At 65.6% G+C, this 16,217-nt stretch carries 12 protein-coding genes; 4 read left to right on the plus strand and 8 right to left on the minus strand.

The window, feature by feature from the left end; genetic code table 11:
* Positions 1–87: 87 nt before the first annotated feature.
* Complete coding sequence (locus tag IPJ87_18025) at positions 88–495, minus strand: OsmC family protein (protein ID MBK7943744.1); 408 nt, start codon at positions 493–495, stop codon at positions 88–90.
* Positions 496–544: 49 nt separating this feature from the next.
* Here IPJ87_18025 and IPJ87_18030 point away from each other — a divergent pair, with 49 nt between their 5' ends.
* The 4 genes from IPJ87_18030 to gap all read left to right on the plus strand — a co-directional run bounded on the left by IPJ87_18030 (position 545) and on the right by gap (position 6,236).
* Positions 545–1,291: a hypothetical protein gene (locus IPJ87_18030; GenBank protein ID MBK7943745.1), complete on the plus strand. Its 747-nt coding sequence runs from the start codon at positions 545–547 to the stop codon at positions 1,289–1,291.
* Positions 1,288–2,160 carry a lipoyl synthase gene (lipA, locus tag IPJ87_18035; GenBank protein ID MBK7943746.1) on the plus strand — a complete coding sequence of 291 codons (873 nt, stop codon included), beginning with the start codon at positions 1,288–1,290 and terminating at the stop codon, positions 2,158–2,160. The genes IPJ87_18030 and lipA overlap by 4 nt, the downstream gene beginning before the upstream one ends.
* Positions 2,161–2,278: 118 nt before the next feature.
* A complete protein-coding gene (locus tag IPJ87_18040; GenBank protein MBK7943747.1) occupies positions 2,279–5,143 on the plus strand; it encodes a T9SS type A sorting domain-containing protein in 2,865 nt (954 codons plus the stop codon).
* 85 nt (positions 5,144–5,228) lie between these two features.
* On the plus strand, positions 5,229–6,236 hold the full coding sequence (gene gap, locus IPJ87_18045; GenBank protein ID MBK7943748.1) for a type I glyceraldehyde-3-phosphate dehydrogenase: 1,008 nt from the start codon (positions 5,229–5,231) through the stop codon (positions 6,234–6,236).
* Positions 6,237–6,299: 63 nt separating this feature from the next.
* Here the strand turns inward: gap and IPJ87_18050 are convergent, their stop codons facing one another.
* From IPJ87_18050 to lpxK, 7 genes are all read right to left on the minus strand, one after another.
* The gene (locus IPJ87_18050; GenBank protein ID MBK7943749.1) at positions 6,300–7,100 is read right to left on the minus strand and encodes a UDP-2,3-diacylglucosamine diphosphatase; all 801 of its coding nucleotides are present in this window, start codon (positions 7,098–7,100) and stop codon (positions 6,300–6,302) included.
* A gap of 85 nt (positions 7,101–7,185) precedes the next feature.
* Complete coding sequence (locus tag IPJ87_18055) at positions 7,186–10,167, minus strand: M1 family metallopeptidase (GenBank protein ID MBK7943750.1); 2,982 nt, start codon at positions 10,165–10,167, stop codon at positions 7,186–7,188.
* A gap of 23 nt (positions 10,168–10,190) precedes the next feature.
* On the minus strand, positions 10,191–11,339 hold the full coding sequence (locus tag IPJ87_18060) for a TlpA family protein disulfide reductase (protein ID MBK7943751.1): 1,149 nt from the start codon (positions 11,337–11,339) through the stop codon (positions 10,191–10,193).
* Positions 11,340–11,352: 13 nt separating this feature from the next.
* Positions 11,353–12,843, minus strand: coding sequence for an Asp-tRNA(Asn)/Glu-tRNA(Gln) amidotransferase subunit GatB (gatB, locus tag IPJ87_18065; protein MBK7943752.1), 1,491 nt, complete (start codon positions 12,841–12,843; stop codon positions 11,353–11,355).
* Positions 12,844–12,883: 40 nt separating this feature from the next.
* Positions 12,884–14,293, minus strand: coding sequence for a choice-of-anchor B family protein (locus tag IPJ87_18070; protein MBK7943753.1), 1,410 nt, complete (start codon positions 14,291–14,293; stop codon positions 12,884–12,886).
* Positions 14,287–15,099, minus strand: coding sequence for a purine-nucleoside phosphorylase (locus IPJ87_18075; protein MBK7943754.1), 813 nt, complete (start codon positions 15,097–15,099; stop codon positions 14,287–14,289). The genes IPJ87_18070 and IPJ87_18075 overlap by 7 nt, the downstream gene beginning before the upstream one ends.
* Positions 15,071–16,153, minus strand: coding sequence for a tetraacyldisaccharide 4'-kinase (gene lpxK, locus IPJ87_18080; protein MBK7943755.1), 1,083 nt, complete (start codon positions 16,151–16,153; stop codon positions 15,071–15,073). Before lpxK ends, IPJ87_18075 begins: the two co-directional genes overlap by 29 nt.
* Between the last annotated feature and the right edge of the window lie 64 nt (positions 16,154–16,217).

Here is a 16,217-nt window from a genome sequence, read left to right on the forward strand (position 1 = left end):
CATCAGGTGAAGGCTGAACGGCCTGCCTGATCCTTTCTGCACACGCCTCGAGCCCGGCCCTTTGGTCCGGGCTTTCGTGTTCATCCCTCAATAGTAAGAGAACCGAAGGACCTGAACGAGGTCCTCCCGCAGGCTGAGCGCCACCGGGCAGGTTCGCGCCACCTCCTCCAGCTCCGACCTCATGGCCGGGTCAAGTCCGGTGCCGTCCAAGCGGATGTCCACCTCGATCTTCGAGACCCGGCGCGGTCCAGTGACCATGTGCTTGGTCACGTTCGCGGACAGGCCGTTCAGCGGATACCCCTTGTCGCGTGCCCGGATGCCCATCACCGTCATCAGGCAGCAGGCCAGCGCGGTGCTCAACAGGTCGGTGGGCGAAAAGGCCTCGCCGCGCCCGTGATTGTCCGGTGGGGCATCGGTGATGATGGTGGCCCCGCTGCGAGTGTGGGCGGCCTCGGTGCGAAGCTCACCGAGATATCGGACGGTTGAAGTGCTCATGGACCAAGGTCGGCAAGGTAGCGTTGTCTTCGTAGCTTTGACAGCTTCCATGTGGCGCGCGATCCTTCTGCCGTTCCTGCTGCTGCCGGTCCTGCTGGCGGCACAGCAGACGGTGTACGATGAGACGCGGATCTTGTACAAGAAGGAGCTGCATGGTGGCCTGATGGCCCACGGCGATGGCTGGGGGGCCAATTTCTTTCATGGCAAACACCGCACGGCGCGTTCGCGCCGCATGATCGGCATCGAGATCGTGGGTATGAAGCACCCCAAGGAGATCAAGAGCTTCAACCCGTACTACGAGGACGCACGCGGCTACTTCTATGGTAAGCTGAACAGCGTGCTGCTCTTCCGTCCGACGTGGGGCCGCAAGGAGCTGATCACCGACAAGCTGCGCAAGAGCGGGGTGGAGGTGAACTACGTGTGGGGTATCGGGCCTTCCATCGCCATGCTGAAGCCGGTGTACCTGCAGATCGGCAAGCCGAGTCTGCCGTACGAGACCATCGCCGTGGAGCGCTACGATCCGGAGGTGCACTATCCGGACGACATCTTCGGGCGGGCCTCCTGGTTCAAGGGCATCGAGGAGTCGAAGTTCAGGGTGGGTGGCTTCGCCCGCTTCGGCCTGAACTTCGAGCACTCGGGATCGGCCGCTGGCATCAAGGCCCTGGAGGTGGGCGGCACCATCGATGCGTTCCCGGAACGGTTGCCGATCATGGCCGACCTGGACGGGGTGCAGAACAAGCAGGTCTTCCTGGAGCTGTACATCAGCGTCCAGTTCGGGAAGAAGTACGTGCGATGAACATGGAGGAGGAACAGACGGCCGTCCGCCCAGCCCGAAGGCCTGAGTGGCTCCGTGTGAAACTGCCGACGGGCGAGAGCTACCGCAAGGTCAGGACCATCGTCAGCGAGCACAAGCTGCACACCATCTGCCAGAGCGGCAACTGCCCCAACATGGGCGAGTGCTGGGGAGAGGGTACGGCCACCTTCATGATCCTGGGCAACGTGTGCACGCGGAGCTGCGGTTTCTGCGCCGTGGCCACCGGCCGTCCTGAACCGGTGGATCCCTTCGAGCCTGCGCGCGTGGCCCGCAGCGTGGAATTGATGGGTGTGAAGCACTGTGTGATCACCAGCGTTGACCGGGACGACCTTGAGGATGGCGGGGCGGATACCTGGGCGCGCACCATCCGGGCCGTCCGACGTCGGTCCCCGGGCACGACCATGGAGACCCTGATCCCTGACTTCAAAGGGCGCTGGCAGGACCTGGCCGTGGTGCTCGATGCCGCGCCGGACGTGCTCTCGCACAATCTGGAGACCGTGCGGCGTCTCACGAAACAGGTGCGCGTCCAAGCGCGCTACGACCGCAGCCTGGAGGTTCTGATGCGGGCCAAGCGGGCGGGTCTTCGGACAAAGAGCGGCATCATGCTCGGCCTGGGTGAGACCGACCAGGAGGTGCTGGAGACGATGGACGATCTGCGTGCCGTGGGCACCGATGTGATGACCATCGGGCAGTACCTACAGCCCACGAAGGCGCATCTGGACGTGCAGGAGTTCGTTCACCCCGATCGGTTCGCCCAGTTCAGGGAATCGGGGCTTGCCAAGGGCTTCCGTTTCGTGGAGAGCGGACCACTGGTGCGGTCCAGCTATCACGCGGAGCGCCACGTGGGGTAGCCCGGACCGGTATACGATCGACGGAATTGTGACCTGGACAGGGATGGGGAGGGAACCCCGCCGACTATCTTTGTGTTCCTTCGTCAACGAACCTTAACCGGCCATCCCGACCACTCCCATGACCCGAGCAGTACGCAACGGCCTTCTGGCCACCACCACCGCCGCCATCGCCGTCGGCGCCATCTGGATCGGCGAACAGGGCCTCCGCTATGCTCCGCGCACGGAAGGAGGTCCGGCCGCCAGTGCGCCTGGCATGCTGGACTACATGGCCAAGATCCGGGGGAACCTGACCACCGGCCGCATCGAACCTGCTGATCGCATCGCCATGGAGGCTGCGGTCAATGCCTATGGCGGCCCCAAGAGCGTCGGTCTGGAGTGGGTGGAGATGGGTCCGGATAACGTGGGCGGCCGCATCCGTTCCGTGCTCGTCGATCCGTCCAACCCCCAGGTCATCTGGTGTGGTGGCGTCTCCGGCGGGCTTTACAAGTCGACCAATGGGGCCAACACGTGGGAGAAGTTGGGCGCGTTCAACGAGAACCTCTGCATCAGTTCGATCGCCATCCTTGGCAACGGTCATTTGTACGTGGGTACTGGAGCAACGCCAGAGGGCACGTCCGGATCCGGCGGCAGTGGCTTCATCGGCGATGGCCTGTTCATGAGCACGGACGGTGGGGCGAGCTTCACCCAGGTCTTCGGCACCACGTCCAATTGGAACGCGAGCGATGACTGGGCCACTGTGGACAAGATCGTGGCACATCCCACCGAACCCACCAAGCTGTGGGTGGCGTACGGGAATGGCTTGGCGTTATATGATGAGAGCGACAACAGCCTGGTCTCGGCACCTCAACCCCCTGAGTCTTTGTGCCGGGCCTTGGAGGTGAGCGCGGATGGTTCGGTCATCATCTGCCAGATCGGAAGCGCTTGCTGGCTCAGCCGTGATGGCGGTGGGTCCTTCGAGCAGATGACCTTGGGCAACAACGGATTCCCCAACAGCCAGATCGGCCGCATGGAATTCGCCATCTCCCCGGACGACAACAACTACCTCTATTGCATGATCGCCACCGGGGGTGGTCAGATGAACGGGGTCTGGGCCACCACGGACAAAGGCTTCAATTGGCTCCGCATCTGGCCCCCGGGCTTTGGCACCACCGGTGTACCCGAGCTGGACATCTTCGGCGACAACAGCCAGGGTGGGTACGACAATGTGCTTGCGGTGGTGCCCGGCGAGCCGGACAGGATCTGGCTGGGCGGTGTTTCGCTGTGGACCACCAGCCTCAATGCGCAGCCGGTGCAGCTGGCCTTGGCCTTCGACTTCCCCGGGTGTTTCAACTGCGTGCACGCGGACGTGCATGACATCACCTTCGCACCGGACGGGCAGACCGCGTATGTGGCCTGCGACGGTGGCATCTACGTGAGCCCCGACAAGGGCGGGGTGTTCTACGCGGCCAACCGCTTCCTGAACATCACCCAGTTCTACTCGCTGGCTTACTCGCCCCAGGGGAAAGTGATGGGAGGTTGCCAGGACAATGGGACCCAGTACATCCGCCTCAGCGGCGGCACCACCGCCGAGGAAGCGATCGAGGTGAACGGTGGCGACGGCTTCGATGTGGAGATCTCCCAGATCGACCCCAACATCATGTTCTCCACGGTGTACTTCGGCTCGGTGTCCCGTTCAGCGGATGAGGGCACCAACTTCGGTGATTTCTACGATGCCCGGGTGCTCGCACTGGGCACCCCTGGCGAGCTGGGCGGCAACGGCCTTGGCGACTTCTACACGAACATCCGGCTTCACGAGAACTGGAACGATGTGAACAGCCAGGACAGCGTGAGCTGGTTGAACACCACGGGCGATACCCTGTTCTTCGGCGAGGTCATCACCTACAAGGGCCGGATGCCCCAGATCGACCAATACCACACCATCACGCAGAGCATGGTGCTCCCGAACGAGGAGCTTCGGTTGCAGGACCGTGTGCAGACCCTCTTCGCCGTCGGGTTCTCCGGGGCGCAGGGCGTTTGGGTGACCCGTGATGCCTGCCAGTTCATCGAGAATCCGCAGTGGTGGAAGGTGGCCAACAACGCCGGTGGAAATGTGAACGTGCTGGAGTGGTCCGCCGACGGCGACCGCCTGTTCTGGGGCACGCTCGATGGAGAGGTGTTCATGGTGGAAGGCTTCAACAATGCCTACTCGCTCGACCAGGCCGACGCGGAGCTCGGGACCGACCTGCAGCTTTCCGCGCCTGTGACGTTGATGACCAGCGGTGCTCCAGTGACCGGGCTCAGCGCCGACCCGAACGACCCCGATCGACTGCTGGTCACCCAAGGCGGCTACGGCGGCTCGCAGAAGGTGCGTTTGATCACCGGGATCGGTGGCACACCTGCGGTGACGAACAAGTGGAACATGCCTGCGGAGCTGGTGGGAATGCCCGTGTATGACGGGTTGATCCACTACGAGAACCCCGACATCTTCGTCGTCGGTACGGAGTTCGGTGTGATGGCCACGGATGATGGGGGCACGACCTGGACCTTTGAGAACACCGGGCTCGACAAGGTGCCGACGTTCCAGGTGCGCCAGCAGCGCTGGACTTGGAACACGAACCCGTATGGTCCGGACTACCTCACCAATCAGGGCGTGATCTATGCCGGAACCCATGGGCGCGGCGCCTTCCGCAGCGAGACTTTCCTCTCGGTGGCGGACCGTCCGGGTGTGGCCGGGGGCAGCGCGGTCATCGGCGACCTCAGCTTCTTCCCCAACCCCGCCCAGGTGCAGACCACGGTGGTGTTCGACCTGGCCGAGCGGCGCGAGGTGGTCATCACGGTCTTCGACCTCAACGGTCGTGCGGTCCGCACTCAGCGCGCCGCCAGCTTCGGCCAAGGCCGCAACCGGATCGAGATCGGGGTGACCGACCTCGCCACCGGCACCTACGTGGTCGAGCTTCGCTCGGGTTCCGTGAAACGCACCGGACGCCTGGTGGTCTCCCGCTGATCCTGACCCGGACCGTGATGGAAGGCCCCGGACGAACCAGTCCGGGGCCTTTCTTTTGTGATCCGTCCCGACCTTCCACATGACCATGAAGCCAGTCCGCGTCGCCATTAATGGGTTCGGCCGCATCGGCCGCGTAACCGCACGGCTGTTGTTGCAGCGGAACGATTTGGAGCTCGTCGCCGTGAACGACCTCACGGACACACGCACCCTGGCCCATCTGTACAAGTACGACTCGGTGCATGGCGTCAGTGCCGATCCGGTAGGCCATGACGAGGACCACCTGCACCTGGGAGGAAGGGCCATCAGGGCCTTCGCGGCCAAGGACCCTTCCGGACTGCCCTGGCGCGAACTGGCGGTGGATGTGGTGATCGAGAGCACCGGGCACTTCCTGACACGGGAGCTGGCCTCGGCCCACCTGAAGGCCGGCGCAGAACGGGTCATCCTATCGGCCCCGGCCAAGGATGCGGACATACCGAGCGTGGTGTTGGGCGTGAACGACCATATCCTGATCGGCGGGGAACCCATCATCAGCAACGCCAGCTGCACCACCAACTGCGCGGCACCCATGATCATGGGCATCCACGAGCTGTGCCACATCGAGGATGGGTTCATCACCACGGTGCACAGCTACACAGGCGACCAGCGGCTTCACGATGCGCCGCACAAGGACCTGCGGCGGGCCCGCGCGGCGGCGGTGAGCATGATCCCCACCACCACCGGGGCGGCCAAGGCCATCACACGCATCTTCCCCGAGCTGGATGGCCGCCTGGGGGGCGGTGGCATCCGGGTGCCTGTGCCGGACGGGTCGATCACGGACATCACCTGCATCGTGCGCGACCTCAAGCAGGCCGACGAGATCAACGCCTACTTCAGGCAGATGGCCGGTGGCCGGCTCAAGGGGATCCTTCGCTACACCGAGGACCCGATCGTGAGCGTGGACATCGTGGGCGATCCGCACAGCTGCATCTTCGACGCGCAGCTCACCAGCGTGGTGGGCAACATGGTGAAGGTGATGGGCTGGTACGACAACGAATACGGATACAGCTCCCGGCTGGTGGACCTGGTGGTGAAACTGGGGGGCCGTGTAAAATAGGCCGGGCCGCTTGCGTGGGTGGTGCGATGCGCGGTCCCGTGGATCCGTGGCGGACCGTCCCTCCTAGACCGCCGGCCCGCCCGTGATCCGCATATCCGCGCTCAGCGGCCCGTCACCGGACCGCTTCTTCAGCGCCAGCTCCTGGCCGTCGAAGGTGGCGTAGGTGAAGTGGCTGATCCAGTCACCGAGGTTCACATAGCGCGTACCGTGGGCCACCTCCATGTCGATCGGCAGGTGGCGGTGGCCGAAGATCATGTGGTCGAAGTGCTCGGTCCGCAGCCGTTCGCGGCAGTACTGCACGAGCCATTCCTTGTCCTCACCGAGCCAGCGCCGATCGTTCTCGTAGCTCTTCAGCCGGCTCCGGCCGCTCCAGAAGTCACCCAGCCACAGGGCGAAGTTGGGGTGCAGCCGGGCGAAGAGCCATTGGCACACCTGGTTTCGGAACACGCCCTTCAGGAACTTGTAGCCGTGGTCACCCGGGCCGAGCCCGTCGCCGTGTCCGATGAGAAAGCGCTTTCCGCTCCAGGTGCGCACGATGGGCTCGCGATGCACGGTCACTCCTGTTTCACCGGGCACATAGTCGAAGATCCACATGTCGTGGTTGCCGAGGTGCAGGTGCATGGGGATGCCCCGGTCGGTCAGATCGGCCATTTTACCCAGCAGCCGCACGTGCCCCCGGGGCACGGCCTTCCGCCATTCGAACCAGAAATCGAACAGGTCGCCCAGGAGGTGGATCTCCGCGGCATCCTTCGCCGCTTCATCCAGGAAGGCGCAGATGCGCTTCTCCCGGGCCAGGCTGGAGGCCGCGTCGGGCACACCGAGGTGGAAGTCGCTCAGGAAGTGGATCCTTTGGCCGGGCTTCATCCGTGTGCGAAGATCGCCGCAGGGATGATCGGTTGGTGCAAGTGGATGCGCATGGTCGAGGGCTCTCGCGGCCCTTGGTGAGTGCTCATGGCCGGATGGCCCGGATGAGCTCGAAGGGGTTGAGCTTCTCCAGCGCCAGCACGAAACGGATGCGTTCCGCGAAGTCCACCCCGCGCAGCTCCAGCTCATCGGCGATCTCGCGCGTGAAGACCAGCGGCAGCCACACCTCGGCCACGTCGCGCACGATGCGGATGCCGATCCCGGCTTCGGCGTGCATGCGCCATTTCTCCGTTCGGCCCGATGAGGTCACCTGCGTGTAGGGTGCCGCACCGGCACTGGCGTACACGCTCAGGGGGAGGATGAAGGGCATGTCCGCCTCCATGTTCAGCGCGGCGATCCAGCTGTCCGAGGTGCCCTGTGCGGTGGGTACCCGGAAGGCCCCCTGGTCCTTGGCCATCTGCTGGGCGGTGTTGCGGCCCACGTCCTGCCGGTCCATGAAGAGGTGGTCGAAGGTCATGTCGCTGGAGCCCCAGTGCAGGCGCCAGCCCATCTGCCGTTGCATCAGCCGGTCGTCGGTGCGCAGGAACTGGCCGACGAAGAGCCGGAAGGCCACGCGGTGCTTCCGGGTATCGTACACGAAGGCCTGTCGCGCCTCCAGCGCCAGCCGGGTGAACGCGGCGTGGTGCTGCACGTCAAGGCGGAGCGATCGGGGCAGGAGGGGCGCGCGGCCTTGGAGCCGGTAGCTCAGCTCGTGGTAGATGTCCTCGTTGGTCCGGTCGATCCTGAGCGTGTCGCCCTGCATGCCGCTGAGGGTCTCGCGGAGCATCACGGCCCGGTAGCCCACACTGTGCGCCGCCTGTCGCCGGCCGGGATCGCTGCGCAGGTCCACGGTGAGCTGGGGCGACAACCGCAGGTACCAGCGTTCCAATGGCGCGTCCACGAAGAGCGAGGCGCTTTGGGCGGTGAGGCCCACATGGATGTTGCCCACAGGACCGTGCGTCAGCCGGTCGTGGTGCCAGAAGAGCCTGGCTCCACCCACGGGCCGTTCGCTGCGGAAGCCGTACAGCGGTGCAAGACCCCATTCCACGCGCTGCATGGGGAAGGTGGCGTTGTGCAGGGCGATGCCGGCCATGAACCCGTCGTGGGCGTTCCACGCCAGCGCGGGGCTCAGCCATGTGCTGCGTCGGTCCTCGCGCTCGAGGCCCACGAGGGGCGCCAGCCGCGGAGCGGTCCATCGGCGGAAGAGCCCGTGCGCGCGCACGCCATTGTTGCGGCGGTCGATATCCAGCGTGCGTTCCACGGCGTCGATGCGGACGCGGTCCACATCGGGCCAGGGCAGCCTTACCTGTCGTGTGCTGTCCGGCTCCACCCAGAGCGTCCTGTGTACCTGATCGCCGGGGTCGGTCACCGGGAAGGGCATGTGCGATCCGCCCCGGATGGCGTAGCGGAGCACCCCGTCCTTGAGGCGGCGCGCCCGCACGTCCGCTTTGCGCGTCGAACCCAGCAGTTCGTCAAAGGCCCAGCCTAGTTCCTTGCCGCTCACCTCTTCGAACACCGCGCGCAGGTCCGCTGGCCCGGGGTGCCTGAAGCTCCACGCATCGAAGTAGGCGTGCAGGCAGCGGTCCATGAGGGCGGTGCCGAGGAACGCCTCCAGCTGGTCCATCACCAACGCGGTCCGCATGTACACCATGGTGCCGTAGTTGGTCGACGAGAAGCGCGAGGAAGGCAGGGATGCGGCCTGGTCCTGGTCGCGCCGGGTGTTCAGGCGCATCGCGAGCTCGTTCCGGGCGCGATGCGGATCGGTGTGATGTCGCATGAGCCGTGCTTCACCGGGGATGCCGAACGCACTTTCGGGACGGGGGTAACGGGCTCGCATGTAGCGCAGCTCCAGGTAGCTGTTCATGCCTTCATCGAGCCAGGGGTGCTCGCGTTCGTTGCTGGCTAGGATGCCTTGGAACCAGTTGTGCCCCACCTCATGGGCGATCACGTTATCCAGGCTTTCGGCGCTGCTCATGTTGCCGATGATGGTGATCATCGGGTATTCCATGCCGCCGCCCGCGCTGATGGTGCCGTCCACCGCGGTGCACGCCGCATACGGATAGTCTCCCACGGCCCGGCTGTAGTGCAGCAGCGCCTCCTGGATGTCGGTCACGGCGTTCTCCCAGAGCGCCGCGTTGCGGGGTGTGGAGAGCGCCCAGGTGGTGACGGTGCGGCCGCTGGTCGGAAGCAGGACCTCGCCTTTGCGCACCACGAACCGCTTGTCCGCGAACCACGCGAAGTCATGTACGCTGTCCTGAACGAATCGCAGTGTCTTCCACGTGTGGGCTGAGGGCGGGAAGGGCACGGCACCCTTCGGGCTCCTGCGCTCCGGGGCCGGACGTGCGGCCAGGGAATCCAACCACCGGTTCTCGTCCGCGTCCTGGAGCAGGCCTGTGGCGCCGACGATGTAGTTCGAGGGCAGGGTGATGGAGACCTCGTATCGGCCGAAGTCGGCGAAGAACTCGCCTTGGGTGAGGTAGGGCATGGCATGCCAGCCCTCCTGGTCGAACACCGCCGGTTTGGGATACCACTGGGTGATGTGATAGGCCTGGCCGGTGTGGCCCAGGCGCGAGAACCGCCCGTCGGGGACCTTCACCCGGAACGGGGTGTCCACGGTGATGGAGCGGCCGCCGGCCAGGGGCGTGGGCAGCTTGATCCAGCCGATGTCCGCATGCTGCGGATGATGGCCCCAGGCCAGCGCCCGGCCCTCCGAGCGGAAATCGAGGCTGTCGATGCCGCCACGGTCCTCGGCGCGCGCGAAATGGAGGTCGAGCTCGCCGGCCGCGTCCAGTTGTTGGCACAGTGCCGTGTGCCGGTCGGCGTATGCGTTCGGCCAGAGGTGCACCCACAGCGTGTCGAGGGCGACGGGGCTGTTGTTGTGGTAGGCGAAGCGTGCCAGTCCGTGCAGGACATGTTCCTGGTCGTCCAAGCGGACCGTGATCGCATGGTCGACGCGTTGCTGGAACGGGACCTGGCCGTAAGCGCAGAAGAACAGCGCGAACGCTGGGAGGAGAGATGCGTTGCGCATGGCGGATGCGCGGGTGGCCCTGTTCAACTGCCGAAGAGCTCCGCGAGGCGGCGTTCGAGCATCGCGCCGCGCAGGTTCTTGTCGATCACCTTGCCCTCACGGTCCACCAGCACGGTGAAGGGGATGCTGCTCACGCCGTATTCCTGCGCTGCGGCGTTGTTCCAGAAGCCGAGGTCGCTCACGTGCTTCCACGGCAGCCCGTCCTGCTGGATCGCGGCCACCCAGGCCTCCTTGGTGCGGTCGAGGCTCACACCGAGGATCTCGAAACCCTTGCCGTGGAAGCGGTCGTAGACCTTCTTCACGTTGGGGTTCTCCATGCGGCAGGGTTTGCACCAGCTCGCCCAGAAGTCGATGAGGACCACCTTGCCGCGCAGGTCGCTCAGCTTAACGGTCCGCCCGTCCGGAGTTTGTTGCGCGATCTCCGGCGCCATGCCGCCCACGGGGATCAGGTTGCTCAGCCGCTGCATCTCGGCCTCCTGCTGCTTCATCGCCTGGGCCTGCTTCTCCATGCGGTCCACTTGATCACGGAATGCGGTGAAGAAGCCGGAGCGTCCCATGCTTCCGCGTAGCTGGTCGCGGACCAGTTTGTAGGTGTCGATATCCTGCTGGATGTTCAGCTTGCTCACCGCGCTCAGCTGCAGGGGCGAGCCGGGGTGCCCATTGATGGCGTCCTTGCATAGGGTGTAGTAGGCCTCGTTCACCTCGTTCAGGGCGCTCACGGTGGTGCTGTCGCCGGCGCCCTGGGCCATAAGCTTGCGGAGGGAATCGATGCGCTGTTCATGCACGGTGGCCTCTCGATAGAAGGCATGCAGGTCCTGGGTGTGCTTCGAGCCGTCCAACACCGACGGGCGGGCGAGCTCACCGGCCTTGGCCTCCACCCTCAGCGTCTCGGCGCTGTCCAGGGCCACGATCAGCGCGTCGCGATCATCGAGCGCGATGCGGTAGAAGTCCAGCGGAAGCGCCGGCACGCGCAGGCTGCCCTTGCCATCGGCGGACAGCACCACGGAGTCCACGCGCACCGGTCGGTTGTTCTCGAAGCGATCGAAGAACACGGTGCGGCCGCCTCCGCCTTCGATGGCGAGGTCGACGGAGCGGCCGCCTCCGCCGCCGGAACAGGCGGCCAGGGCAAGGGCGAGGAGCGGAAGGAGGGGATGACGGAACATGCGGTTCATCACGTTGGGTGGGTCAGGTGGTCGGTTCCCGGTCGAGCAGTGCGCGCACCACGGTGTTCGCCAGGCGGGGATCGGCCTTGCCTTTCGTGGCCTTCATCACCTCGCCCATGAACAGGCCGAGCAGGCCCTTGTTGCCTTTGCGGTAGGCCTCCACTTTATCCGGGTAGCGGTCCATGGCCTCGCGCATGGCGGCCTCCATGGCGTTGTCGTCGCGCTGTTGCAGCAGGTCGTTCGCTTCCGCCAGCCGGCGCGGGTCTTCGTCCGGCCGTTCGAGCATCAGGGGGAAGAGGCGCTGGGAGGCCGTGCTGTGGCTCACGTGGCCGCCGTCGATCAGGGCGATGAGCTCGGCGATGCGGGCGGGCGGCAGGGGGAACTCCTCCATGCTGCGGCCTTGGGCGTTGCACCAGGCGCGCACATCGCCCATCATCCAGTTGGCCGCGGCCTTGGTGTTGGGGCAGGTGGCCAGCACACCCTCGAAGTAGAGCGCGGTGGCCTTGTCGTCCGTGAGCACACCGGCATCGTAGACGCTGAGCCCGAGCGCTCCGGTGTAGCGGGCCCGCAGCTCGCGGGGTAGCGGAGGCATGGACCCGCGCACCCGGTCGCGGTGTTCCTGGGTCACCCGCAGCGGGGCCAGGTCGGGCTCGGGGAAGTAGCGGTAGTCGTGGGCGAGCTCCTTGCTGCGCAATCCGGCGGTGATGCCCTTGGCCGCGTCGAAGGTGCGCGTCTCCATGTGGATGGTGCCGTCGGCGTCCAGCACCTCGCTCTGCCGCTGGGCCTCGTGCTCGATGGCCTTCATCACATGGCGGAAGCTGTTGAGGTTCTTCACTTCGCAGCGCGTGCCGAAACGGTCGCTGCCCTTGGGCCGCACGCTGATGTTGGCGTCGCACCGCAGGCTGCCCTCCTCCATGTTGCCGTCGCAGATGTCCAGGTAGCGCACCAACCGGCGGATCTCCACCAGGTAGTCGTAGGCCTCCTGCGCGCTGCGGATGTCGGGTTCGCTCACGATCTCCACCAGAGGCACCCCCGCGCGGTTCAGGTCCACCAGGGTGTTGAACGGGTCCACGTCGTGGATGCTCTTGCCGGCGTCCTCCTCCATGTGGATCCGGGTGATGCCGATGCGTTTCTCGCCGCCTTCCACCGGGATCATCACATGGCCCAGGGTGCAGATCGGCGTGGTGTCCTGGGTGATCTGGTAGCCCTTGGGCAGGTCGGGGTAGAAGTAGTTCTTGCGGGCGAAGTGCATGCGCTCCGCGATGGTGCATCCGGTGGCGAGCCCCATGCGGATGGCATGGTCCACCACGGCGCGGTTGAGCACCGGCAGGGTGCCCGGATGCCCCAGGGTCACCACGCTCACGTTGGTATTGGGATGGTCGCCGTAGGCATTGGCATCGCTGCTGTACGCCTTGCTCGCCGTGAGCAGCTGGGCGTGCACCTCCAGGCCCACCACGAGCTCGTAGCGTTCGCTCCAGTGCGGGGCACCGGTGAAAGCGTCCTTGCGGTCCATCAGCTGCCGGCGATCAGTGCATGCTTCCCGTGCCAAGCGCTCATTCGTGTGCGATCATCAAGGTGGTCGTGTGGCGCTCCGTCCCGTTCCCCAAGTCCACCACATACGATCCGGGGGCGAAGTTCCGCGTGTTGACCCACACTTCGTGCGCGGAGGTGCGCTCGGCATGCACCTCTACCGCCCGACCGGTCGCATCGGTACAGGTGACGGTCCAGGGACCGGGCAGGGCTGCGGGCACGCGCAGCACCACCGACTCCGTGGATGGGTTCGGAAAGGCGATCAATCCGGATCCGGGCGCAGCACGTTCGCCGGCCATGCCGACAGCCTGGGAGATATCCAGTACGAACAGCCCATGCTGCATCTCGCTGATCAACACCTGACCGCTCGGCAGGTAGGGATACACGCCCCAGGCCCCTTTGTAGCTGAAACTGTAGGGCTCCGGGTGCATGTCATACCAACCCAGTAATTGGGTGTTCTGTGGATCGGACACGTTCCAAAGCCAGTAGCCATCCTCATACCAGGCCACGTGCAGTAGGTCGCCTTGGAAACACGGGTTGTGGGTGATGCTTCCTGGGCCTCGGTCCGGTCCGATGGTGTCGATGAACTGGATGTCCGTAGGGTCGCTCACGTCGAAGAGCTTCAGGTCCGTGCCATGCGTTTCATCCGCCATCACGTACAGCCATCCGTTGTCGTGCAACCAACCGCTGTGGTTGTAGCCGGGTTGCGGGTATTCCGTGGAGTTCAGCGATCCGAGCAGCTGCGGGTTGCCTACATCCGTGAAGTCGATGATGTGCATCCCGTCCACGTCGTTGGTGTAGCAGATGTTGTCCACGGTATACGCGTCATGCACGCCGCCCACACTGTTCCACCAAGGCACGGAGAACTCCGGTTTGAGCAACAGGGTCGGGGCGTCGGGGTCGGCCAGGGACCAGATGGCGAAGTCCGTATTGCCATAGTGCGTGTAGAGCCGCGCGTTGGCGGTGTCGATCCAGAGCGTGTGCGCCCTGGAAAAAAGGTCGTTGTCATTGTATAGGACCGGCGCGGCTCCTGGCAGGTCACGTAGGTCGATGATCTGGAGGGTACCCTGGCCTTCGTCGGTCACGGCGTACAACCGGTCGCGGTAGGTCTTGTACTCGCGGTGGATGATGGCGGGGCCATCATCGTTGCCGGGGATGAAGTGCAACAGGCCTTGGATATCGCCAGGCGTCACATCGATGATGTGCGTGCCCATCGTGCTGCCGATGATCGCGTACTCTCTTCCGTCGCGTGCGTAACCCCAAACGGCGTTGTACGCGTTGTCGTAGGCGGTGGTCCCGGGAATACCGGCATCGTACCACCGATAGACCTGGGTCACGTTCAGGCTGTCCTGGGCGCGCACGAGCGGCAGGAGCACCAGGAAGAGGCCGCTGGCTGTTAGCTGGCGGCCATGGGCCTTTAGCGCGTTCAGCATGATGCCACGAGTTCCCGCATGATCAAGGTGAGGCTTGGCTCGGCCTTCTCCGCCACACGCTGCACCATTTCGTGGGTGGTCTTCTCGATGCGGCCCTTCACGCCCATGTCGGTGATCACGCTCATGGCGAAGCAGGGCAGGCCCATATGGCGGGCGGCGATCACCTCCGGCACGGTGCTCATGCCCACCGCATCGCCCCCGATCACCCGCACGTAGTGGTACTCGGCCGGGGTCTCCAGCGTGGGGCCGGTGAGGCCCACGTAACAGCCCTCCCGCAGCGCGATGCCGTGCGCTTCGGCGATGGCCCTGGCCTGGGCGATCAGGCCGTGGTCGTACGGTTCGCTCATGTCCGGGAAGCGCGTGCCTAGCGCATCCAGGTTGGGCCCGATGAGGGGATTGGGGAACAGGCAGATGTGGTCGTTCAGCACCATCAGGTCGCCCACTTCGAAGTCGGGGTTCACCCCGCCGCAGGCGTTGCTGACGAAGAGCCGACGGACGCCGAGCAGTTTGAACACCCGCACCGGCAGCACCACCTCGGCCATGCTCCAGCCTTCGTAGAAGTGGAAGCGGCCCTGCATGGCCACCACGGGTCGGCCGCCAAGGGTGCCGAAGAGCAGGCGGCCGGGATGGCCCTGCACCGTGCTCACCGGGAACTCGGGGATCTCGCCGTACGGGATGCTGTGCGCCACCTGGATCTCGCGCCCCAGGCCGCTGAGGCCGGTGCCCAGGATGATCCCGGTCTCCGGCACGAAGCCGCCGGTGGCCTTCTTCAGATGGTCAGCGATGCGCTGGATGCGGTCCAACATGGCGGCGGAGCAGCTCGGCGAAGCGTTCGGGTTCGTTCAGGATCACGGTCCGCATGCCGATCGTGGCCACGGGAAGTTCTTGAAGGGGTCCGCCGGGGATCAGCGGCCTCAGCCGGGCGGCGTCCTTTTCCGTGGTGATCAGCAGGTTCGGAGCGGGCGCGAAGGTATCGAATCGACGTGCCAGCAGGGCCAGGTCGCCGGGGGTGAACGCGTGGTGGTCGGGGAACCCCTTGTGCTCCACCGGCCCGAACAAGGTCCGCACATGCTCCACGAAGGGCTCCGGGTGGGCGATGCCGGTGACCACCAACGCCCCGGTCCGCTGCCCGGGGGCGCGGTCCAAAGGCTGCCCGTCCAACGACCGCGGCGGCTCGTAGGTGATGCCTGCGAAGAACAGCTCCTGGTCCGACCGCAGGTGGAGGCGCTCGCGCCAACGGGCCTGTTCCTCCGCCGAAGGCGGTTCCGCGCATTTGGTCACCACCACGAGCTGTGCGGCCCGCGCCCTGCACCGCAGGTCGCGCAGGGTCCCTGCCGGCACCAGCGCATCGTCGCAATAGGGTCGATGGGCGGTGGTGAGCAGGATGTTGAGCCCCGCGTTCAGGCGGCGGTGCTGTAGGGCGTCGTCCAGCACCACGCCCTTGACGGCGGGTACCGCCTGTTCGATGTGCGCGATGGCCGCCACCCGGTCCGCGCCCACGAACACCCGGACGTCGGGGAACTTCCGCTTCACCTGGAGGGGCTCGTCGCCGCTGCGTTCCGCGGTGTCGCCGACCGCCACCTCGTGGATGTCCGTCCCCGACCGGCCATAGCCCCGGCTCAGGGTGGCCAGCGGCCGCCGATCGTGCAGCGTGCGCAGCACCAGTTCCAGCATGGGCGTCTTGCCCGTCCCCCCCAGGGCGAGGTTGCCGATGGCGATGGTGGGCACGGCGGGGCGTGTGCTCCGCAGCAGGCCGGAATCATAGAGCGCATGGCGCAGCCGGAGCACGGCGGCGGTGGGCCAGGAGAGGGGGGCGAGGATGGATCGCATGCCGTTCCCGGTGCGGTGGGCGGTTCGCATGCAAAGCAACGCACCACGATGTGAGATCGGCCAGATCGGGTGCGCCACTTTCCCATACCTTCGA

Source organism: Flavobacteriales bacterium, assembly GCA_016713875.1.
Classification (GTDB): Bacteria; Bacteroidota; Bacteroidia; order Flavobacteriales_F; family PHOS-HE28; genus PHOS-HE28.